This window comes from Nitrospiria bacterium (assembly GCA_035517655.1).
Lineage (GTDB): Bacteria > Nitrospirota > Nitrospiria > JACQBZ01 > JACQBZ01 > JACQBZ01.
The window spans coordinates 52,162-73,457 of the sequence record DATIYJ010000011.1 but is presented as its reverse complement, the minus strand read 5'-3'; the positions used below and the strand labels follow the sequence as shown (position 1 = coordinate 73,457).

Annotated in this window: 23 protein-coding genes; 15 read left to right on the top strand and 8 right to left on the bottom strand. The window is 55.6% G+C overall.

What is annotated here, in order from left to right; all coding sequences use genetic code 11:
• The 4 genes from VLY20_01985 to VLY20_01970 form a co-directional block, all read right to left on the bottom strand.
• Entirely contained in the window at positions 1–1,107 is a 1,107-nt protein-coding gene (locus VLY20_01985; GenBank protein ID HUK55410.1) for a type IV pilus twitching motility protein PilT, read from the bottom strand.
• A gap of 152 nt (positions 1,108–1,259) precedes the next feature.
• Positions 1,260–2,966, bottom strand: coding sequence for a type IV-A pilus assembly ATPase PilB (pilB, locus tag VLY20_01980; GenBank protein HUK55409.1), 1,707 nt, complete (start codon positions 2,964–2,966; stop codon positions 1,260–1,262).
• 88 nt (positions 2,967–3,054) lie between these two features.
• Positions 3,055–3,909 carry a shikimate dehydrogenase gene (locus tag VLY20_01975; protein HUK55408.1) on the bottom strand — a complete coding sequence of 285 codons (855 nt, stop codon included), beginning with the start codon at positions 3,907–3,909 and terminating at the stop codon, positions 3,055–3,057.
• A gap of 48 nt (positions 3,910–3,957) precedes the next feature.
• The gene (locus VLY20_01970; GenBank protein HUK55407.1) at positions 3,958–4,494 is read right to left on the bottom strand and encodes a CDP-alcohol phosphatidyltransferase family protein; all 537 of its coding nucleotides are present in this window, start codon (positions 4,492–4,494) and stop codon (positions 3,958–3,960) included.
• 192 nt (positions 4,495–4,686) lie between these two features.
• Between VLY20_01970 and VLY20_01965 the strand changes: the two genes are divergently transcribed.
• The 3 genes from VLY20_01965 (at position 4,687) to VLY20_01955 (ending at position 8,764) form a co-directional block, all read left to right on the top strand.
• Complete coding sequence (locus VLY20_01965) at positions 4,687–4,998, top strand: hypothetical protein (GenBank protein HUK55406.1); 312 nt, start codon at positions 4,687–4,689, stop codon at positions 4,996–4,998.
• A 67-nt stretch (positions 4,999–5,065) separates the two neighbouring features.
• On the top strand, positions 5,066–5,848 hold the full coding sequence (locus tag VLY20_01960; protein HUK55405.1) for a GAF domain-containing protein: 783 nt from the start codon (positions 5,066–5,068) through the stop codon (positions 5,846–5,848).
• An 81-nt stretch (positions 5,849–5,929) separates the two neighbouring features.
• The gene (locus tag VLY20_01955; protein ID HUK55404.1) at positions 5,930–8,764 is read left to right on the top strand and encodes an FAD-binding and (Fe-S)-binding domain-containing protein; all 2,835 of its coding nucleotides are present in this window, start codon (positions 5,930–5,932) and stop codon (positions 8,762–8,764) included.
• On the opposite strand, the gene VLY20_01950 is transcribed toward VLY20_01955, so the two are convergent.
• Genes VLY20_01950 through mpl form a run of 4 tightly spaced genes read right to left on the bottom strand, consistent with a single transcriptional unit; the run spans position 8,754 to position 13,296 of the window.
• Positions 8,754–9,773 carry a YCF48-related protein gene (locus VLY20_01950; protein ID HUK55403.1) on the bottom strand — a complete coding sequence of 340 codons (1,020 nt, stop codon included), beginning with the start codon at positions 9,771–9,773 and terminating at the stop codon, positions 8,754–8,756. The genes VLY20_01955 and VLY20_01950 overlap by 11 nt on opposite strands.
• A 47-nt stretch (positions 9,774–9,820) precedes the next feature.
• Positions 9,821–10,738 (bottom strand): LD-carboxypeptidase, encoded by a 918-nt coding sequence (locus tag VLY20_01945; protein ID HUK55402.1) that lies wholly within the window; start codon positions 10,736–10,738, stop codon positions 9,821–9,823.
• Complete coding sequence (locus VLY20_01940; protein ID HUK55401.1) at positions 10,717–11,862, bottom strand: serine hydrolase; 1,146 nt, start codon at positions 11,860–11,862, stop codon at positions 10,717–10,719. The genes VLY20_01945 and VLY20_01940 overlap by 22 nt, the downstream gene beginning before the upstream one ends.
• 21 nt (positions 11,863–11,883) lie before the next feature.
• Positions 11,884–13,296 carry a UDP-N-acetylmuramate:L-alanyl-gamma-D-glutamyl-meso-diaminopimelate ligase gene (gene mpl, locus VLY20_01935; GenBank protein ID HUK55400.1) on the bottom strand — a complete coding sequence of 471 codons (1,413 nt, stop codon included), beginning with the start codon at positions 13,294–13,296 and terminating at the stop codon, positions 11,884–11,886.
• Positions 13,297–13,460: 164 nt separating this feature from the next.
• On the opposite strand from mpl, the gene VLY20_01930 reads away from it, so the two are divergent.
• The 12 genes from VLY20_01930 (at position 13,461) to VLY20_01875 (ending at position 21,292) form a co-directional block, all read left to right on the top strand.
• Positions 13,461–13,682 (top strand): hypothetical protein, encoded by a 222-nt coding sequence (locus VLY20_01930; GenBank protein HUK55399.1) that lies wholly within the window; start codon positions 13,461–13,463, stop codon positions 13,680–13,682.
• Positions 13,675–14,010, top strand: a complete 336-nt coding sequence (locus tag VLY20_01925; protein HUK55398.1) for a hypothetical protein — start codon at positions 13,675–13,677, stop codon at positions 14,008–14,010. Before VLY20_01930 ends, VLY20_01925 begins: the two co-directional genes overlap by 8 nt.
• A gap of 79 nt (positions 14,011–14,089) precedes the next feature.
• Positions 14,090–14,539 carry a 50S ribosomal protein L13 gene (rplM, locus tag VLY20_01920; GenBank protein HUK55397.1) on the top strand — a complete coding sequence of 150 codons (450 nt, stop codon included), beginning with the start codon at positions 14,090–14,092 and terminating at the stop codon, positions 14,537–14,539.
• Between the two features lie 11 nt (positions 14,540–14,550).
• On the top strand, positions 14,551–14,931 hold the full coding sequence (rpsI, locus tag VLY20_01915) for a 30S ribosomal protein S9 (protein HUK55396.1): 381 nt from the start codon (positions 14,551–14,553) through the stop codon (positions 14,929–14,931).
• A gap of 81 nt (positions 14,932–15,012) precedes the next feature.
• Entirely contained in the window at positions 15,013–16,065 is a 1,053-nt protein-coding gene (gene argC / locus VLY20_01910; protein ID HUK55395.1) for an N-acetyl-gamma-glutamyl-phosphate reductase, read from the top strand.
• A 24-nt stretch (positions 16,066–16,089) separates the two neighbouring features.
• Entirely contained in the window at positions 16,090–17,307 is a 1,218-nt protein-coding gene (gene argJ, locus VLY20_01905) for a bifunctional glutamate N-acetyltransferase/amino-acid acetyltransferase ArgJ (protein ID HUK55394.1), read from the top strand.
• A 207-nt stretch (positions 17,308–17,514) separates the two neighbouring features.
• Positions 17,515–18,330 (top strand): 30S ribosomal protein S2, encoded by an 816-nt coding sequence (gene rpsB, locus VLY20_01900; protein ID HUK55393.1) that lies wholly within the window; start codon positions 17,515–17,517, stop codon positions 18,328–18,330.
• Positions 18,320–18,925: a translation elongation factor Ts gene (gene tsf / locus VLY20_01895; GenBank protein HUK55392.1), complete on the top strand. Its 606-nt coding sequence runs from the start codon at positions 18,320–18,322 to the stop codon at positions 18,923–18,925. The genes rpsB and tsf overlap by 11 nt, the downstream gene beginning before the upstream one ends.
• Positions 18,922–19,644 carry a UMP kinase gene (gene pyrH, locus VLY20_01890; GenBank protein HUK55391.1) on the top strand — a complete coding sequence of 241 codons (723 nt, stop codon included), beginning with the start codon at positions 18,922–18,924 and terminating at the stop codon, positions 19,642–19,644. Before tsf ends, pyrH begins: the two co-directional genes overlap by 4 nt.
• 22 nt (positions 19,645–19,666) lie before the next feature.
• A complete protein-coding gene (gene frr / locus VLY20_01885) occupies positions 19,667–20,227 on the top strand; it encodes a ribosome recycling factor (protein HUK55390.1) in 561 nt (186 codons plus the stop codon).
• Between the two features lie 18 nt (positions 20,228–20,245).
• On the top strand, positions 20,246–20,662 hold the full coding sequence (locus VLY20_01880) for a PA2779 family protein (protein ID HUK55389.1): 417 nt from the start codon (positions 20,246–20,248) through the stop codon (positions 20,660–20,662).
• Between the two features lie 63 nt (positions 20,663–20,725).
• Positions 20,726–21,292 carry a C39 family peptidase gene (locus VLY20_01875; protein ID HUK55388.1) on the top strand — a complete coding sequence of 189 codons (567 nt, stop codon included), beginning with the start codon at positions 20,726–20,728 and terminating at the stop codon, positions 21,290–21,292.
• Positions 21,293–21,296: the final 4 nt, after the last annotated feature.

Here is a 21,296-nt window from a genome sequence, read left to right as displayed (position 1 = left end):
TTAGCGGACTGCCCGCTGTTCCTTCGCCGGTTGCGGAGCCATTCCGCTCCGGCCCAGCATATTCATCAACTCTTCCACGTTGCTGCTGCGGTTAATGGCATCGTCATAGGTGATCAACCGCCGTTGGTAGAGGTCGAACAAGGACTGATTCATCGTCTGCATGCCATACTTTGACTGGCCGGTTTGCATCGTGGAATAGATCTGATGGACTTTATCTTCTCGAATCAAATTACGGATAGCGGGGTTGGGAACCATGATCTCCAAAGCCAGAACTCTTCCCTGTCCACTGGCCTTGGCCATGAGTTGTTGGGATATGACGCCTTCCAGAACAAACGACAACTGGGCCCGCACCTGGGGCTGCTGAAACGGGGGGAAGACATCGACGATCCGGTTGATCGTCTGGGCGCAAGAGTTGGTATGGAGAGTGGCAAAAGTGAGGTGTCCCGTTTCGGCAATGGTCAAAGCGGCCTCGATCGTCTCAAGATCACGCATTTCACCGACCAGCACCACATCGGGATCCTGCCGGAGAATATATTTGAGGGCGGTCTTAAACGATTTGGTGTCCGAATTGACCTCCCTTTGATTGACCAGGCATTTTTTATGAGGATGAAGGAATTCAATCGGGTCCTCGATCGTCACAATATGTTCATGCCGCTCGGAGTTAATGCTGTCGATCATCGTAGCCAGGGTGGTTGATTTCCCGCTCCCTGTCGGACCGGTAACCAGAATCAATCCACGGGGACGCTTGACCAAGTCCCTCACAATCGCCGGCAATCCCAATTCCTCAAAGGTCATGATCTTGAACGGAATGGTCCGGATCGCTGCGGCCACGGCCCCACGCTGCATGAAAACGTTGGCGCGAAACCGGCTCAACCCTTTTAATCCAAAGGAGAAGTCCAGTTCGTTCTCCTCTTCAAATTTGTGTTTCTGGGCGTCGGTGAGAACGCTGTACACCAGCTGCTTGGTCTCGGCAGGCGTCATAGGCGGGGCGTTTAACGGGACCAGATCGCCGTCCACCCGGATTTGTGGCGGACTTCCCGTGGTGATGTGGAGGTCGGAGGCACCTTTCTCAATCATAGTCTGGAGTAACTGATACAGATTGGCCATTCGTCTCCTTGCTGTGACTATGTTAGTATACCGGGAAACCTCCCGGAGTTATAGCTTACTCTCCTCTTCACAACCGGCAAAGACCCCCCGCCGGGGCATCCAGTTATCGGAAAACTGCATATCAGATGTAAATCATCATGATTTTCTTAGTGTCAATCCGAAAAAGTCGAGTCCACAACCTCTTCCAACGTGGTCGATCCTTCGCGGACTTTGGCTAGGCCGCTCATCCGCAACGTTTTCATTCCTCCGCTGATCGCCCGCTTTTTGATCTCATCTGCTGAAGCCCCTTGAAGGACCAATTCCCGAACCCCTTCCCCGATCGGCATCACTTCATACAAAGCCACACGTCCCTTATACCCTGTATCGCTACATGTTTGGCACCCTTTGCCTTTGTAACAGACCGCATTTTTAGCTTCCTCTTCCGACATGCCCGCTTTGATAAGCGTCTGGACCGGAATCTTTTCAACTTCTTTACATTCCTTGCAAATCCGCCGAACGAGCCGTTGGGCCAAGATCAACACCACTGAAGAGGCCACCAAGAACGGCTCGATCCCCATGTTGAGAAGACGGTTGATCGTACTGGGTGCATCGTTGGTGTGTAACGTGGACAAGACCAAATGACCGGTCAGGGCCGCCTTGACACCGATCTCGGCCGTTTCATAGTCCCGGATCTCGCCGACCATGATGATGTCGGGATCCTGTCGGAGGAAAGAACGAAGGGCCGCTGCGAAATTCAGACCGATTTCGTCCTTCATTTGGACTTGGTTGATCCCCATCAGGTTGTACTCGACAGGGTCCTCGGCCGTCATGATGTTCACATCGATAGTATTAATATAATTTAAGGCCGAATAGAGCGTGGTGGTTTTTCCGCTTCCGGTTGGACCCGTGACCAACACCATGCCATAGGGACTACCGATCGCTTTCATAAAATCTTCCAAGGCATTGGGCTCAAATCCCAGCTTGGTGAGATCCAGCGTCAGGTTGCTCTTATCCAACAGACGCATCACAATTTTCTCGCCGAACAGGCATGGAAGACATGACACGCGAAGGTCAACCTCTTTTTCCTCAAATCTCATTTTAATACGCCCGTCTTGAGGAAGTCGCCGTTCGGCAATATCCAAGTCGGCCATGATCTTCAACCGGGAGGTGAGGGCCGCTTGGAGTTTCTTCGGCGGAGCCATCACCTCGTAAAGGGATCCGTCCAACCGGTAACGTACCCGGAAGCTGTGTTCATACGGCTCGATGTGAACGTCGCTCACTTTCTTCTTGATCGCCTCCACCAGGATCAGATTCGCCAGCTTCACCACCGGCGCATCCTCCACCTCCGCCTTCAATTTATTAATATCCACTTCCTCTTCGCGTACGACGGAGAGATTCGCCTCGGATTCCTGCACTTCAATGTCTTTAAGCACCGTCTGGAGTTGCTTGGTCGAAGCATCGTAGGACTTGGTAATGGCCGCCGTCACAGCCGCTTCTGAGGCGACCATGGGCTCGATCTCGTATCCGGTCATGAACTTGATATCATCAACCGCAAAGACATCGGTGGGATCCACCATGGCTAGGCTGAGCGTGGCACCGGAGCGTTTGACCGGTATGACATGGTATTTGTGAACCACTTCGGCCGGTACCAGTTTCGTGACGGCGGGATCGATCTGGATCTTCGAAAGGTCAATGGCGGGAATACCATAATGCTGGCTTAGAAACTTAAGGAGCTTATCCTCTTCAACAAAATTCATCTTGATGAGGATACCTCCCAGTCGGCCGCCCTCCTTTTTCTGGATTAGAAGAGCTTTCTGGAGCTGTTCCTCCGAAATGAGTCGAGCCGCCGTCAACACTTTCCCCAATCGTTCAGGAACCAAGGTTGTCACCTCTAATTCGGACGAACGAAACCCCTGCTTTTTCAGTTTACTGGATGGTTTTCAAATTGTCAATGTCGTCTCCCGACTCCTATCCCATGATAGCCCGCCCAACGGCCTCCCGCATGACATCCACCGGAGGTCGTTGACCGGTCCAGATTTCAAAGGAAAGCGCCCCTTGATGAACCAGCATCCCAAGTCCCGTGATCACCGTGGCCCCGGCCGCTTGTGCCTGCCGAAGCAGACCCGTCGTTGCCGGTTTATAAACAAGATCACAAACAATATGACGCGATTTCAAAACATCAGACGCAAGAAGGGGGGGATCAGACGGATTCATTCCCACCGATGTGGCATTAATAATGATATCGGTCTCTTGAACGGCTTTTTTAAGAGCCTTTTCAGTCCAGGGAAGGACAGAAAGGAAACACCGGTTCGGCGATCGCCCTAGATCACGGGCCAGCCCATGGGCCCTCGCCGATGATCGATTTGAGATGAACATTGTTGCCACGTTTTCAAGGATCAATTGAAACGCAACCGCCCGCGCCGCCCCTCCCGCTCCTAAAAGCAAAACGCGCTTGTCTGTTACCGTTTGACCGGTCACTTCCATGACGGATCTAAGGAATCCCCGACCGTCCGTATTGTGACCGATCAATCTACCTTGGTGAATATCAACGGTGTTCACCGCTCCAATGAGCTTGGCCTCCGGGGTCAACCGATCCAGATAGGCCATAATCCGTTGCTTGTGGGGAATCGTCACGTTGAAACCTCGGAACTGCAGCCATCGCAACGCTTTTACCGCGGATCGCACCCGAGGGGGTTCAACCGTCAAGGGAATGTAGCAGTAATCAAGGCCCAGCGCCTCGAAAGCGGCATTATGCATCAATGGGGAAAGGGAATGACGTATGGGATACCCGATGATGCCAAACCATCGGGTTCGATTGTTCATCAATTGGCCTATTTTAGATGGACTACCCGGCTGCCGTTAAAGCACTCACTAAACGTGTTCAGAATTCAAATGACGCACTCCCCGATAGATATAATGAAGACCGGAGAGAATCGTCAACGCCACCGTTGCCACTAGGACTGGAAATAAACCAACTGTGTTGCCCCGAACCACCGCAACAAATAAAACCAAAGTGACATAGGCCAACTGAAGCGCCGTTGTGCTTTTTCCAAGAAACGTAGGTGAGATTTCCAGACGAGCCTGGGTCAGGTGGAGAATCAAGGCGCCTAAGATCAAAATCATGTCACGACTGACGACGATCACGGCACTCCACACCGGAATAATCTGCAGGATTGCGAGGGTCAGAAAGGAGGCTGTTAGGAGCAACTTATCCGCCATGGGATCAAGATAGGTCCCCAGTCGCGTTCTCTGATTTGCGAGCCTCGCGATCAGACCATCCAGACTGTCCGTCAAGCTGGCAAAAAGAAAAACAGCCAGGGCCCATGCATGGTATCTGTAGATCAACAAATTAATGAAAACCGGTATCAACAGAATGCGAAGGATCGTGAGTAAATTGGGTAAGTTCATCCTCAACGGCCATGGGTCACAGAAAGCTTTATGGATTATAAGAAACAAGGGATGGATTGTCAAACGACTGCGACATCCCTATCCGGTTTCATGCAGGCGAATCGAAACCCGTTAAGCCCATCGCCATGCAAAAAAGTTATTGATTGCTCAGGTTGAAGTCGCTATAATCAGCGCCATCCTGGAGAGGGGTGGATGCAGCGCATTACCGAACGACACCAAATCGAAGGACAAGACGAGCGACAACGGGTCTTCAATCGGTTGGTGGATATTCAGCGAATCGACAAAGGGTACAAGGCCGTCTTTCATTATGAGGGACTGACGTTTGAGACGGAGGCGTTCCGGACCGTCGACGACGCGCTTCGCAGTTTCGTTTCTCAATTACAACGGTCCGGCTTCTCCAACCTTCGCACCCGTTTGAATTTCCGGGGTCCCCGCTATCTCGCAGAGCGAGAACCTTGGGTGAGTTATCCCGAAAGGGCGTTGAACAAAGCCGGTCGCGCCTGACATCGGCGGACGTTGGTTTCGTCACCAGGTTCGCGGCGCGCAGGGAGAGATTGTTCAGGTCCATCTTATGAGCCCAACCAAAAAGATGACCCCGGTTGAAAAGAAGCGATGGGAGCTCTGGGCCATCTCCTTCTTCCTCCTGCTATCCTCGGCCGGAACCGTCATCGTTTTCAGCCTTGTAACAGAACAACCCCCGATCATCATCATCTTCCTGGGCGTTTTTTTTCTGCTCTTCTGCGCTTACATCATAGACAATGAATTCAAACTTCAAAAGATCCAGAAACAACTGCGGGAGGAACAATTTAGAGTGCTTGAGGAACAAATCAAAATCTCGGCACTGCAGGTGCGGCTCAAGGAATTGACGGTGCTGCAGAAAGCGATGGCGGCCATCGGAATGGAAACACAACCCGAAAAAGCTCTCGACACGATCCTGAAGGCCGCCATGGAGCTTTTTATGGCCGATCGCGGTTCCATTCAACTGGTTGATGAGGCAAACCAAAGGCTTGTCATCGCCTCGTCCGTGGGCATCAAACCGGAAGTCCTGGCCCAGAGCCGTCCCAAAATCGGCGAGGGATGCGCGGGGTACGTCGTCCAAACCGGAGAGGCTTTGCTCCTGCCCTCCAAGATCAATCCGGACCAGTTTAAGAACTTCGAGGTCAAAGCGACCGAATTGCGCTCCGGAATCTGCGCTCCGCTACGCAGTCGGAACAAAATCATCGGGGTCATCAACTATTCCATCACCGACCCCACAAAACGGCACTTTACGGAATACGACCTCAAACTTCTCATGATCTTCGCACAGTACGCCACGCTGGTAATCGAGGCGGCCGGAGCCGCCCGCTTAAAGTAGAGGGCCTGTTTACCGACCGATCACTCATTTTTCAGCAACCTGCGCATTGCGCACCCGCGTCGGGCTTGTTATAATGTAGTCATGACCGCTTCGGTCTCCTCCCTCGTTTCAGACCTGGTTCATCTTCTCGGAGAGTCAAAGGTTCTGTCCGACTATGCCGCACGGACCGCTTACGCGATTGACGCCAGCATCTACCGGATCGACCCGCAGGCCGTTGTGCTGATCGAACAGGAAACCGACCTCCTGAAGGTGATCGAATATGCCCGACGACGCCGGATTCCCCTCACGGCGCGGTGCGGCGGATCCAATCTAACCGGCAACGCCATCGGAGAAGGGATCATTCTCGAATTTTCTCGACTGAACCGCATCCTTGAATTGAATCGCGAAGAAAAATGGGTCCGGGTTCAACCCGGAAAGATCTACGGCGAGTTGAACCGGGATCTGGAACGCCACGGTCTTTTCTTCGCACCTGACCCTTCCAGTGGCGAAGTTTGCAAGATCGGGGGAATGTTGGGCAACAACTCGGCGGGCCCTCACACCCTCAAGTACGGAGCCACGAAGGACAACGTCCTTGAACTCCGCGCGATTCTGTCCGATGGGCGAGCCCTTGCGGCCCGTCCCTATCCATTGGGTCGTCCCGAATTCGAACGGCTGATCGATCAAGAGACCCGTCTTCGCGAACTCTACGCCTTATTACAATCCAACCGATCCTTGATCCGGAGGCATCGGATCGGCGTGAGCAAGAACAGCAGCGGTTACAATCTTTTTGACATGGTCGACCATCTGGAACAAGGTCTCTTCGATCTCACAAAACTCTTTATCGGAAGCGAAGGAACATTGGGTTTCACCACAGAAGCTCGGCTGCGGTTGAGGGACCGTCCGGCCCGGACCGCGACGGCGCTGGTCTACTTCAACCGTCTGGAGGAGGTCGGCCATGCGGTCAATGACCTTCTTCCCCTTCATCCCAGCGCGATGGAATTGATGGATGCCAGTTCGCTCGACTTGATCGGCCGGGGCCGTTTCGGCATCCCGCCCGAAGCCGCAGCCATGCTCCTGGTTGAGATCGACGAAGAACCGATCGAGCAAAAAATTCATCTCATCCGTGAAGCGACAAAGACCTATCGGCTCAGCCGGCCGGTGGAGGTCGCCCGAAGCGACGAACCCGATGGGCAGGAACGACAAGAGGCGCTTTGGCGGGTCCGCAAAGCGATCTACCCGACCCTTTACCGGTACGACGCCAAAAAAAAACCGATCAATTTCGTGGACGACGTCGTGGTCCCGGCCGCACGGCTCCCGGAACTGATCGCCTACCTGGATCACTATTTCAAAGAGATGAGTATCCCCGTGGCGATCTACGGCCACATCGGCGACGGCAACGCCCACATCAATCCGCTGATGGACCTGAAAAATTCGGAAGACATACAGCGGATGGCAACCATCTCGAAAGAGATTCATTCCATCGTCATCCATCAATTTGGCGGATCGCTATGCGGAGAGCACGGGGACGGGCGGGTCCGGGGCGAGTTCCTGCGCGAACTGTACGGGGAAGAAGTCTATGCCCTCTTCACTCAGGTCAAGCAACTTTTCGATCCGGACCGAATCCTCAATCCGGGGGTCAAACTCACCGATGTGCCGTTCACGAGCCATCTGGACGTTGAACGGTTAACGAAACCCTGTGCCACCTGCGGCAAATGCAACACCGTCTGCCCGGTCTACGACGTCACACAGGAAGAATCGAACGGGGCCCGCGGCTGGTTCCACATCCTCACCGCGCCCGACTATTCCTATGAAAAGGCTTCCCGCACCGTCGAGGCCTGTGTCAACTGCAAATCCTGCTACGCCGTCTGCCCCGCGGGCATCGATGTCTCAAAATACGTTCTTGAAAAACGCGCGGAACACCCGAACCGGTTGACCGGTTTTATTTTCGGTCTTCAAACGCGACCCCTGCTGTTTGAATCCTTGCTGAAGCTGGCGGGGCTGACTCAAGCGGTCTGGGATAATTCCATCGGGCGATCGGTTCTGGATTATCTCACCCGGCCGGTCTTAAAAGGACTTTCACCGACCGCACGCTTTTCCCGCCATATCATCCTGCCCCGGCTGGCCACACGGACACTACGCCAACGTTTTGCCTCCTTGACGGATGACGCGGGGAGCAATGGAACGCTGGCCTATTTCCACGGCTGCGCGGCCAACTATTTCCGGGACGGCGTTGGGGACGCCGTGATCCGTCTTCTTCAACGGCAGGGGACAAGCCTTGTGCTTCCCCGGCAGCGATGCTCCGGAACGCCGATCGAGACCTACGGTCATCGGGATCGGGTCCGGGAATACGCGCGGTTTAATATCGAGTCCTTGCGCCGGTTTGAAACAGTCGTGACAGGATGCGCCTCCTGCACCTTCATGTTGAAGGATTACGGGCGACTTTTCTCGAACGAACAGGAACGAAACCAGGCGACTGATCTGGCCGGACGGGTGAAGCATATCACGGAATACCTGGTGCAGTCAGGAATCGATTTACCCGTCGCCGAGACGGACGTTATCCCAAAGACGGTCACCTATCACTCCTCCTGCCATCTACGCGCGGCCGGGGTCACCAAAGAACCGAGGGAGTTGCTCCGCCGATTTTCCGGCATGCGGTTTATCGAGATGCGGGACGCCGACCGCTGCGCGGGCGGGGCGGGAACCTTTATCATCAAAAACGATGCGCAGTCCCGGCGGATCTTCGAGCGTAAGCAACGGGCGATCACCGAGTCCGGGGCGGACGTGATCGCCACCAGTTGCCCTGCCTGCATGATCCAATTAAAAACCGGAACGCAAAACGGGATCCCCGTAAAGCATATAGCCCAGATCCTCGAGGAGGCGTACGAAACGGCGACAAGGGCCGCCGATGCTTCGCCTCCCCCTCCGCCTATCGCTTAAACTGTTTGATCCAGAAGCTTCCTCCATCGACGGAATACAGAATCGTTCCGTTGTCCCCCACGGCCCAACCGGTCTTGTCATTGATAAAAAAAATCGCACGCAGGGTCGCGTCCGTACCGGTGGACCGGGGTATCCAAAACGTGCCAACATTGGATGCCGCGCCGCCCGTGGTCTGAAGAAGGGTTCCACCCTCCCCTGAAATCCAGCCGACCGTCGAACCCGAAAACAGGATATCGGTCAAGGTGCCCGTCGCGACCGTTTGGGGGCCGCGCACCCAGGTCAGACCATCGTTCGCGCTCTGGAGAAGAACACCGCCCTCCCCCACGACCCATCCGGCGGTGTTTCCGTTCCAGTAAATGGCGTTCAGGTTTCGGGATGTGCCGCTGAGTTGGGCGGACCAGAGCGCCCCGCTCGTGCCGGTGGTGGTATGCAGAATCAAACCTTGATCGCCGACGATCCAACCGGTGTCGGGGTCCCTGAAAAAAACGTCGTGAAGATGGCCGTTTCCCGCTCCGACCTGGGTCATCCATGAAAATCCTCCGTTGACGGTGTGGAGGATCGTTCCGTTGTCCCCCACGGCCCAACCGACCATCGTTTCATTCGGCCGGAAGAAAACGCTGTTCAGCGGATTCGACGTGCCGCTGGTCTGTCGGACCCAATTCAGTCCGGAATTGGCGGTCTGAAGAACAACGCCGCCGTCCCCGACCGCCCATCCCGCATTCGAGGTCGAAAACTCGATGGCCCTCAGGTCCAGGGTCGTCCCACTCTGTTCAGAGAACCATGTGGCCCCTCCATTTCGCGTGTGGAGAAGGGTGCCGCCGTTCCCGACGATCCAACCCTCACTCGCATTGAGGAAATAAACATCGTTTAAGCGTTCGGTAAATGAAGCGGACGATGGGGACTCCGAAAGGATGTCACCCGATCCGGCGCACCCCGAGACGATCAAAACCGCAATTAATAGATCCACCAACTGGCCCAATCGCATCAAACGGCTGCCGGATGCAATCATGGTCCCCCCCCCGTTACGTTATACAAGGTCAATACTCCGGTTTGATTTTATTGAACCGCCGATTCCAAAAGCGTTACCGTGGCCGTTTCTCCATCGATTCGCACCGGAATCCCGATGGGAAGCGTCACCTGATCCCCGCCGTGGCCGGCCGGAAATCCGTACAGAATCGGAAAGTCTTGATCGGCCAACAGATCACGGATGACATCTTCCAGGACGTAAGCGGAACGGGTCGGCGGCTGGCATCCCGGCATTTTTCCGAAGATCATCCCTTTCACATTGCGAAACTTGGACGCGGCCTTCAACTGGTTCAACATCCGATCGATCCGATAAGGGGCTTCGTCAATGTCCTCCAAAAGAAGGACGGCTCCGTCGGTCTGAATCTCGTAGGGGGTCCCAAGCGCGCTGCAGAGCATGGTGAGACAACCGCCCACCAGCGGACCTTGACCCTGTCCTCCCCTCAAACTTTTCACACCCTCTACCGGGATCGGACCTTCCCCGTGACTACCCATTAAAATTTTCCGAAACCACGTATCGGTCAACCTCGACGGCAGCTTGCCGAAGTTCGGCGCCACCATCGGACCGTGGAACGTGACCCATTCAAATTGCTGGTGCAGATAATTGATCAAAAGGGTGACATCGCTGCTTCCGACCAGAATCTTCGGGTGGGAGGCGATCATGCCCCTATCCAAATTGGGAATGATCCGCGCCGTCCCGTAACCGCCGCGGGCGCAGACAATGGCCGCTATCTTGGAATCCGAAAACATCCGGTTCAGATCGTCCGCACGCTCGCGATCGGTTCCGGCCAGATAACGAGACCGTTTGGCAACCGCTTCTCCCAATGCGACATGAAATCCCATTTCCTTTAAACGGTCCGCTCCTTGCGCCAATTCGGAGGGATCCACCGAACCGGCCGGTGCAATGACGCCGATCGTGTCGCCCGGTTTTAGCCTCTTCGGTTTGACCATGGTCGGCCCCCCGGAACGATTTCCTGGACAATGAGATCATGAATAATCGGGCGGAACCTCCGGATTTTAATATTCCGGCTGGTCGGATGTACCCGGTTCGTCAGCAACACAACGACCAAGTCTTGTTCCGGATCGATCCAGATCGAGGTGCCCGTATATCCGAGATGGCCAAAGGAACGCGCGGAAAAGAACCGGCCCGAGGAAGACGGCGTCCCGGAAGACTCCGATGGGGTATCCCAGCCCAATGCCCAGCTTGAGCCCGGCGTCGTCTGTCGTGACACGAAACTTTTCGCGGTTTTCTGGGAGACAAAACTGCAGCGACCGCGCAACGCTTCCAACATTCCCTGTGCGAAGCGATTCAGATCGGCCGCCGTTCCGAACAGCCCCGCGTGCCCCGCGATTCCTCCCATCACATAGGCGTTGTCGTCATGCACCTGACCGATCACGATACGACGCCGCCAATCGCTTTGCTCGGTCGCCGCGAACCTTCCGGAACGGCGGGTTCCGGTCTTGATAAAGAAGGTCCGTTTCAGACCGAGCGGACGGAAGACGTGCTCACGACAGAAACGGTCCAAGGTCAGCCCGACGGCCCGTTCGACCACCTCACCCAAAAGGATGAATCCCAGATCACTGTAGAGACTCTGGGTTCCGGGCTTGTAGACCAGCCGGCTGCGGTGGATCCGATTCAGCACCCATCGCTTCGCATCCGAACTTCCGACAAAACCGATGCGGTTTTTGGCCTCCTTGATGGCCTCTTTGCAGAGAGGCTCCCATGCCCGGAGCCCGGAAGAATGGTTCAGAAGATCCCGGACCGCAATCCGATCTTTTTCACTACCTGAAAATTCCGGAATCCAGCGGTTCACCCGATCGTCAAGCTTCAAGACGCCCCGATCCACCAGCCGCATCACGGCCGCAGTGGTTGCGATCGGTTTTGTCAACGAAGCCAGATCAAAGAAAGTGGAACGCGTCAAGGGCACCTTCCGGGGCATGAGCACCGCAAAACCAACCGCCTGATGGATTTGGATTTGACCCCGGAAAGCGACCAGCAGCACGGCCCCCGGAAAAACTCCATCACGGACGGCGTCGTTCAAGGCGTTTAAGATCAAAGAATGCGGGTTCGTCATTTATTAGAAGAAGGATCGGGGTCAGAACCTTTGTTCCAAGGCCTTCAGAAGTTTTCCATGGATTCCATCGAATCCGCCGCTCGACATCACGCAGATTAGATCGCCGGAATTCAACTGGGGAGTGATCACGCGGACGATCTCGTCCGCGGTTGGGATGAACTCGGCCTCCTTGCCCAGACGCTGAAGGTCCCCGGCCACCTGTTTGGGATCCAACCGAAGCCCGGCCGGGAGCTTTTCCGGAGCAAAAATATCGGCGATAACGATCCGGTTGGCCGGATCAAACGCGGGAGGAAACTCCTTCTGGAACACACCCCTGCGACTGGTCGCTGACCGCGGCTCGAATACGGCCCAGATCCGCCGCTGCGGGTAGCGCAGACGGAGACCGGCCAGGGTTTCCCGAATCGCCGTGGGGTGATGAGCGAAATCATCCATCACGATGACGCCGCCCACCTCGCCCAACACCTCCTGACGCCGCTTAACCCCCTGGAAGCTTGCGACGCCTTTTTGAATCATCTCCGGAGACAACCCCAAAACCGAGGCCAGCCCGATCACGGCCAACGCATTGACCAGATTGTGGCGGCCCACCATCGCGCTGTGAAACAGGCCCAGGTCTCGCCGACCGTTTCTCACATGGAAGGAAACTCCATTGGTGTCGAACCGCACCCGGTCGGGATACCATACCGACGATGAATTCAAACCATAGGTAGATACCGGACAAGACAGGTCCCGGGTCACTTCACGGACCCTCGGATCGCCGTCCGCCGCCAGAAGGATCCCGTCGGATGGAATCAACCGGACGAAGCTCCGAAAGGCCGCCTGAATCTCGTCGAGGCTGTTGTAGATGTCTCCGTGATCAAATTCGATGCTGGTCAGGATCGCCGCGTGGGGACGGTAGTGAAGAAATTTAGGGCCCTTGTCGAAGAAGGCCGTGTCGTATTCATCTCCCTCCACAACGAAATAACGGCCCGTGCCCGGACGGCTGTTTGCGTCAAAATTCTTCACCCAGCCGCCGATCAAGAAACCGGGATCGAACTCCGCGCATTCCAGCACCCAGGCCATGAGCGCCGATGTCGTCGTCTTGCCGTGGGTTCCGGCAATCACGACCGGGGTGCGGTCCACAAGAAAGAATTCGGCCAGAGCCTGCGGAAAGGAACGGTACGGGATTCCGCGATCCAGAACGGCCCGGACCTCCGGATTGGTGTTTGATACCGCGTTGCCGATCACAACCAGGTCGGTATCGGGTTCGATATTTTCGGGGCGGAATCCAATCCGGCAAGGAATACCCTGCCGTTCCAGCATCGTGCTCATCGGGGGATAGACATTCGCGTCCGAGCCGGTCACCCGGTGACCGGCCACCTTGAGCATCCGGGCCAATGCGGCCATTCCGGTTCCACAGATCGCGATGAGATGGATATGCCGATAGGTGCGCTCCATGTGACTTTGAGTCTAACACACCATCCCAAAGGGTGCAACCGCGGGTCTCATATCCCGCTGACGATCGATCGTCTATGCATTGATTATTATCATGCGGCTTGTTAACATGGGTTTCATCTAACAAGCCAGTTGCCCGTTCGTATACTATGGGGACAGATTATCTCATGAAAAGTGCGTATTCGATGGACCTCATTTTCCTTATCCTCGTGGGTCTATTGACCGGGTGTTCCAACACAAACGGTGACGAGGAGGAGGATGAGGACGATGAGGAGGATGTACCGAATGAAGCGGAAAACGGCGGAGGAGAAGATGAAGAAGACGATGACGATGAGGATGAGGAAGACGACCTAATTGAACGTTCAAAAGAACGGATCTTCCATGCCTGAATGGATGTCCGATCCAAAAACATTCAGGATTACCACCGACCTGATCGTGGGCTCGATCATCATGGGAACGACCGGTGCCGTGATTGGTTTAAACCTCGGAGGGCCTGTTCTTACGGTTATGGGAACGTTCCTCGGAATCATCCTCGGGGGATTTATTTCGACCTTGGACGCCCGTCGATTCTTTATTTGCGTATTGGTGGGCATGTTTATCGGCGGCGCGCTGGCCCTGTGGCTGGGCGGACCCTACGCCTTCATCATCGGCGCCGGTTCGGGCGGCGCCACCGGTGGATTTATCGGCGTCAATATCGAGTTGTTTAAGAGAGGCTGATGAAACACGATTAATTACACTTGACATGCGGAATAACTTTATTTTATGATTAAATGTTTTTAATTGAATCGGGGATGTCATGAAAACGGTTTCAGCCAAGAAAAAAGATTTCAACCGAGCCTGGTACCTGGTGGATGCCCAAAACAAAATTTTGGGTCGTCTGGCCTCCGAGGTGGCTTCGATCCTCCGGGGCAAGCACAAACCGACCTTTACACCCCATGTGGACTGCGGCGATCACGTTGTGATCGTGAATGCCGCAGGAATCCAGCTCACGGGGGACAAACTCGTGAGCAAGGTTTATGCCCACCATTCGGATTATCCCGGCGGATTTAAATCCACCACTGCCGGCAAACTTTTAAACGAGCGGCCCGATCGTCTGGTCCGCTGGGCCATTCAGGGCATGTTGCCCAAAACCAAATTAGGCCGAGCCATGATCAAGAAACTGAGGGTGTACGCCGGTCCGGAACATCCTCATAAAGCCCAGTCGCTTCAAGCTCTGGAAGTGGCCGGAACAAGGAGAAACGGATGAACACCACCGGCATGATCGCAGCCACCGGAAAACGAAAAAACGCCATCGCGCGCGTCCAGTTGAAACCCGGTACGGGCCAGATCCTGATCAACGATCGGCCCCTGGAAAATTATTTCCCACGGGAGATTCACCGGATTCAGGTCCTCCAGCCTTTTCAGGTGACCAGCACGACCGGGAAGTTCAATGCGGCCGTCAATGTGCAGGGGGGAGGCGAGATGGGCCAAGCCGGTGCGGTGCGGCACGGGATCGCCAAGGCCCTGCTTCAGATCAACGGCGCACTGCGTGAGCCTTTGAAGAAGGAAGGCCTGCTGACCCGCGATTCCCGCGTGAAGGAGCGTAAAAAGTACGGCCAGAAAGGCGCGCGGCGGCGGTTCCAGTATTCCAAACGTTAAGGGTAACGTTGAATTGAAAAGGGGCCGCAGGGCCCCTTTTTTATTTCCCCTTTTTCGAAAGCGAACCAGGGAGGCGATATCATGTTCAAGGTTGCCGTACTCGGCGCCGGCGGCTATACCGGCGGAGAGTTACTCCGGATTCTCAGCCAGCATCCCGACGTCACACTGGCCGCGGCCACTTCGGAACAGTCGGCCGGCCAGCCGATCGACAAAGTCTTTCCGAATCTCAAAGGGCGGATGTCGCTGGCCCTGGAACCGTTGAATCTGGACCGCCTGATCGACAAAGCCGACCTGTTTTTCCTGGCGCTGCCGCACACGACCGCGATGCCGGTCGCGGCCCGGCTGATTCAAGAGAAGAAACGGGTGATCGACCTCAGCGCCGATTTCCGATTAAAAGACCCGAAAGTCTACGAGAGATGGTATAAGACGCCCCATCTGTATCCCGGACTGCTGGCGAAAACCCGCTACGGTCTGCCCGAACTCCACCGGAATGCGATCAAATCCGCCCGACTCGTGGCCAACCCGGGCTGCTACCCGACCGGCGCTCTTCTCGGGCTTCTTCCGTTGTTCCGAAAGCCCCTGATCGATGCCGGCCACATCATCATCGATGCAAAATCCGGGATTTCCGGGGCCGGACGGAGCCCGGGGCTGCCCTACCATTTTCCGGAGGCCCACGAGGCCGTATCGGCGTACAGCATCGGCCGGCATCGGCACCGGCCCGAGATCGAGCAGGAGCTGTCCGGGTTGATTAAAAAAAGGGTAACGGTAACCTTTACACCCCATCTGGTGCCGATCAACCGAGGAATCCTGTCGACGATTTACGTGAAGCTCACGAAACCGAACGAAACCGACGCCGTTCTGAAACTCTACCAGGACTTCTATAAAAGAGAACCGTTCGTCCAAGTTCTTCCGTCGGGCGAACTGCCCAATACGCGAAACGTGCAGGGGTCAAACGACTGTCACATCGGTCTGGTGGCCGATGGACACGCGGATCGCGGGGCGGCGACCCTCGTCGTCGTCACGGCCATCGACAACCTGGTCAAAGGAGCGGCCGGCCAGGCTGTTCAAAACATGAACCTGATGATGGGTTATGAAGAATCCCTGGGACTCACGGCCCCGGGACTGTTTCCGTAGAACAGCGAGGTCTAGGATACCAACATGGATCATGTGATGAAAGCGGTGAAAGGCGGTATTACGGCCGTCCCTGGATTTCTGGCTTCGGGAGTCCATAGCGGGATCAAAAAAATCAACGAACCCGATCTGGCCTTAATTTTTTCAAAAAATCCCTGTACGGCCGCCGGCCTTTTCACGACCAACCGGGTCGCTGCCGCCCCCGTTCGTCTAACCCAGGAACACATCCGGTCCGGCCGACTTCAAGCCATCGTGGCCAATTCCGGCAATGCCAACGCGTGCACCGGATCCCAGGGAGAAGCCGCCGCGCGGGAGATGACCGAGCGGGTCGCCCGATATCTCGGTTTCGCGCCCGAACTGGTCGCTGTGGCGTCGACCGGCGTCATCGGAGAACCGTTCCCCTTGGAGGCCTTCCGCACCGGCATTCCAAAATTGGTGAAAACACTCAATGGTCAAGGCAGTCGAAGCGCCGCACGGGCCATCATGACCACCGATACCAAACCCAAAGAGGCGGCCGTCCGCTTCAAGATCGGGAAGGGGTGGGTTACTGTAGGGGGGATTGCAAAAGGCTCCGGAATGATTCATCCCAACATGGCCACGATGCTTGCCTTCCTGACAACCGACCTGAGCATCGAACCCTTCCTCCTCCGGACGATGTTGACATCCGCCGCAAACCGCTCCTTCAATATGATCACGGTGGATGGGGACACCAGCACGAACGACACGGTGATCTGCCTGGCCAACGGCCGGGCCGGGAACCCGGATCTCAAACGATCCGAAAGCGCCCGATTAAAATTCCAGACCGCCCTGGACGCGGTCTGTCTCCAACTGGCGCGGATGATCGTCCAAGATGGCGAGGGCGCCACCAAATTGATCGAAATCCATGTCAGGGGCGCCGTCGACCCGGAAGGGGCGAAAACAATCGCGATGCGCGTGGCCAATTCCAACCTGGTCAAGACCGCTTTCTTCGGAGCGGACGCCAACTGGGGAAGAATCATGGCGGCCATCGGGGCGGCGGGAGTTGAACTGGATCCTTCCCGAATTGATATTTTCTTCAACCATGCTCCTATGGTTAGAAACGGGACTGGTTTGGGTAAAGCGGCCGAACGGAAGGCCGCCCGTGTGCTCAAAAAGCCGTTCTTTGTCCTGACAATCGAACTCCATACCGGTACGGCCTCGGCCACCGCGTGGACCTGCGATCTTTCGGACGAATACATCCGTATCAATACGGCCTACCGGTCCTAACCTCCCTTAGATGATAGGTCCACCTTTTTTCTTGCAAATCGATCTTTAATATGTTATTTTTCGAAGGGTTTGATGTAACTCATTTCACACGCCCGACCGTTTCTCGCTCGACAAGAGAAATCGGCGTTCGGAGTGGTGTCCGCCTGTATGCGGTCGGACGATCCGAACGGACAGACGGGCGGAGGATCAACCACAAAGGAGGTTTTCATGTCCGTGATTTCAATGAAAGAACTCTTGGAGGCCGGGGTTCACTTCGGCCACCAAACAAAACGTTGGAACCCCAAGATGAAAAAATACATCTTCGGGGAACGCAACGGGATTTACATCATCGATCTCCAGAAAACGATAAAGCGGTTTCTGACGGCGTATGAGTTTGTCAAACAGACCGTCGCGGAAGGACGGTCCATTCTCTTCGTCGGCACGAAACGCCAGGCTCAGGAGGTGGTCGAGACCGAGTCCAAGCGCAGTCAGATGTTCTATGTCAATCAGCGTTGGCTTGGAGGGATGCTGACCAATTTCCAGACCATCCGCAAAAACATCGACCGTCTGAAAAAACTGGAAGCCGCGCGGACGGACGGCACCCACGACCGCCTCACGAAAAAGGAAGTCGCGAATCTCGAAAAGGATCGGATGAAGTTGGAAAAATATCTCAGCGGGATCAAGGAAATGACGACCCTCCCGGGAGCGGTGTTTATTATTGACACCAAGAAAGAGCATATCGCGGTTCAGGAAGCCAAGCGCCTTGATATCCCCGTCATCGCCATTTTGGATACGAACTGCGATCCGGAGGACGCCGACCTGATCATCCCGGGAAACGACGACGCGCTCCGCGCGATCAAACTCATCACCACCCGCATTGCGGACGCCGCCGTAGAAGGGCTGCAGCTCCGCGCCAGGAAAAACCCTCCACCGGAAACGGCGGGCGCGGCCTCCTTGGCCGAGAGGAACTTGCCCGAGATACCGATCGCGGCTGCCGCCGGGGGGCCGACCGAAGGAATTGTGGAGGCGGATAATGTCCATTGATGCGACACAGGTGAAGGACCTGCGCGAAAAAACCGGCGCCGGCATTCTGGACTGTCAGAAAGCTCTGACCCAATCGGGAGGAGACGTTGCGAAGGCCATCGATTTTTTGAGGCAGAAAGGCCTGGCCACGGCTCAGAAAAAAGCCGGTCGCGCCACCAACGACGGTCTGATCGTCTCCTATATCCACGCCGGCAATAAACTCGGCGTTCTCCTCGAAGTCAATTGCGAGACCGATTTCGTCGCCAAAACGGATGATTTCCAGGAGTTGGCCCGGGACCTGGCCATGCATATCGCCGCGGCCGACCCGCAGTACCTCAAGCGGGAAGACATTCCCGCCGCGGTCCTGGAAAAAGAGAAAGAGATATTTTTAGCCCAAGCGAAGGAGAGCGGGAAACCCGCGGCCGTTCTGGACAAAATCATCGCCGGCCGCCTTGAGAAATTATACACCGAGCTCTGCCTGCTGGAGCAACCCTTCGTCAAGGACCCCGCAATCACGATCAAAGACCTTCTCGGTCAGAAAATCGCCAAGCTCGGCGAGAATATCTCCGTTCGCCGATTTACGCGGTTTCGCCTAGGTGAGATCGTCGAGGAATGACTGCGCCGAAATACCAGCGGGTGCTATTGAAGATCAGCGGCGAGGTTCTGGCCGGAGATCAAGGCTACGGCATCGATCCGAAAGTCATCGACGCCGTTTCTTCCGAAATCAAGGACATCCATGATCTGGGCGTTGAAGTGGCCGTCGTGATCGGGGGCGGCAACATCTTCCGTGGACTGGCCGCAAGCGCCGGGGGAATGGAGCGTTCCTCCGCCGATTACATGGGCATGCTGGCCACGGTCCTGAACGCGCTGGCGCTCCAGAATACCCTCGAACGCAAAGGCGTGTTCACCCGCGTGCAGTCGGCCATCGAGATGCGGCAATTGGCCGAAAGTTACATTCGCCGGAGGGCCATTCGGCATCTGGAGAAGAAACGGGTCGTCATTTTTGCGGGAGGGACCGGCAACCCGTATTTTTCGACCGATACCGCGGCGGCGCTCCGCGCCATGGAAGTCGGCGCGCAAGTCATCCTAAAAGGGACCAAAGTGGCCGGCATTTATGACGCCGATCCGATGAAGCATCCCAAAGCGAAACGGTATGACGAGCTGACCTTCTTTCAAGTCATTGAAAAAGACCTCCGGGTCATGGACGCGACGGCCGTCACCCTCTGCATGGACCACAGCCTGCCGTTAATCGTATTCAACCTGAAAGAAACCGGAAACATCAAACGGATCGTTCTCGGACATAAGGTCGGCACCATCGTCCGAAAAACGCTTTAACCCACGGCCGCGAGCGACTTATATGTCGGCAGATATCAAAAAAACCGTTAAGGAAAAGATGGAAGGCGCCGCCGAACATCTTCGTAAAGAGTTGGCCGGCGTGCGAACCGGGCGAGCCTCGTTGGCGTTGTTGGACAATGTCAAGGTGGATTATTACGGCACGCCGACCCCGTTACGCCAGGTGGCTGCTCTGTCTGTTCCTGAGAACCGATTGATCGCCATCCAGCCCTGGGAACCGAACCTCATCGTCGAGATTGAGAAGGCCATCCTGTCTTCCGATCTGGGCCTCACACCCAACAACGACGGCAAGGTCGTCCGGATCAATATTCCTCCCTTGACCGAAGAACGACGCAGGGATCTGGTCAAGCATTGCAAAAAAATGGGTGAGGATTCCAAGGTCGCCATTCGAAACTTTCGTCGGGATGGAAACGAAGAGCTTAAAAACCAACAGAAGTCCGGCTCATTGAGCGAGGATGCCCTCCGAAAGTTTCAGGACGAGATCCAGAAGTTAACCGATGAATTCATCAAGAAAATCGATGAAATCATTAAACATAAGGAAAGCGAGATTCTGGAAAAGACCTAGGGAACGGAGGTATCGTTCATGTTTCCGTTGTTTCTCACTCGACTTCGTTTTCTGATCGTTTGGATGCTGGTTGTCACGACCTTCAGCCTCGCGGTTGAAACACAGGGAGCCTCGGCCGCCCTTCTTCCCTCCGAGGCAACCTTGGACATGGGGATCCCCGGACCGGATCGAGAGAGTTCGATCAAAAAAATCCAAGCCGTCCTGGAATCCCGGATCATCGGCCAACGTCTGGCCGATCTTGGACTGACCCCGGAAGAAATAACGTCGCGCTTGGATCAACTCTCAGACCAACAGGCTCACGAGATCGCAACTCAATTAGACGCTTTACAACCGGGAGGGGATGCCCTCGGGACGGTCGTTTTGGTGCTGGTGATCGCGATCCTGGTGGTGATCCTTCTGCAGTTGACGGGCCACAAGATCATTATCACGAAGTAGATAGCCGGAGGGGAAGCGAAGCGAGCCCCTAATCATACAGACAACTTCCCTGCGTGGCATCGGTTGCGCTACCATTCATCATTAACAGAAACCCTGATCGTCGGAATCCTGACGCTGTTGTTTTTTGCGGATGGACGCACGGCATTTTCCGAATCCCCGCCCGCCGAAACATTACTGATCACCGGCGTTCCATTTTATCCCCAAGAAGAACTGGGATGCGGACCGGCGGCCGTCGCAAGCCTCTTGGCGTACTGGCGTCATCCGGTCTCGCTGGAAGAAATCACGCGCGAGGTTCAACTCGAAAAGGTAAAAGGCAGTTTGCCCATCGACCTCGAACGGGCCGCGCAAAAGCGAGGTCTCGCCGTCTCCTCTTACGCCGGCAGTCTGGAGGATCTCCGCCTTCATTTACGCAAAAACCAGCCCTTAATCGTCTTTCTCAATTTAAGATGGGTCGTTTTCCCGCAGGGCCATTTTGTCGTCGTCACCGGCTACGATGGAATTCACTCCATGGTCATCGTCCACTCCGGGGAACGCGCCTATGAAAAGATGCCGGTCGAGGTCTTCTTGAGGGCATGGTCCAAAACGGGCAACTGGAGCCTGCTGGTTCTTCCACAGGAGGTGACCTCATAACACC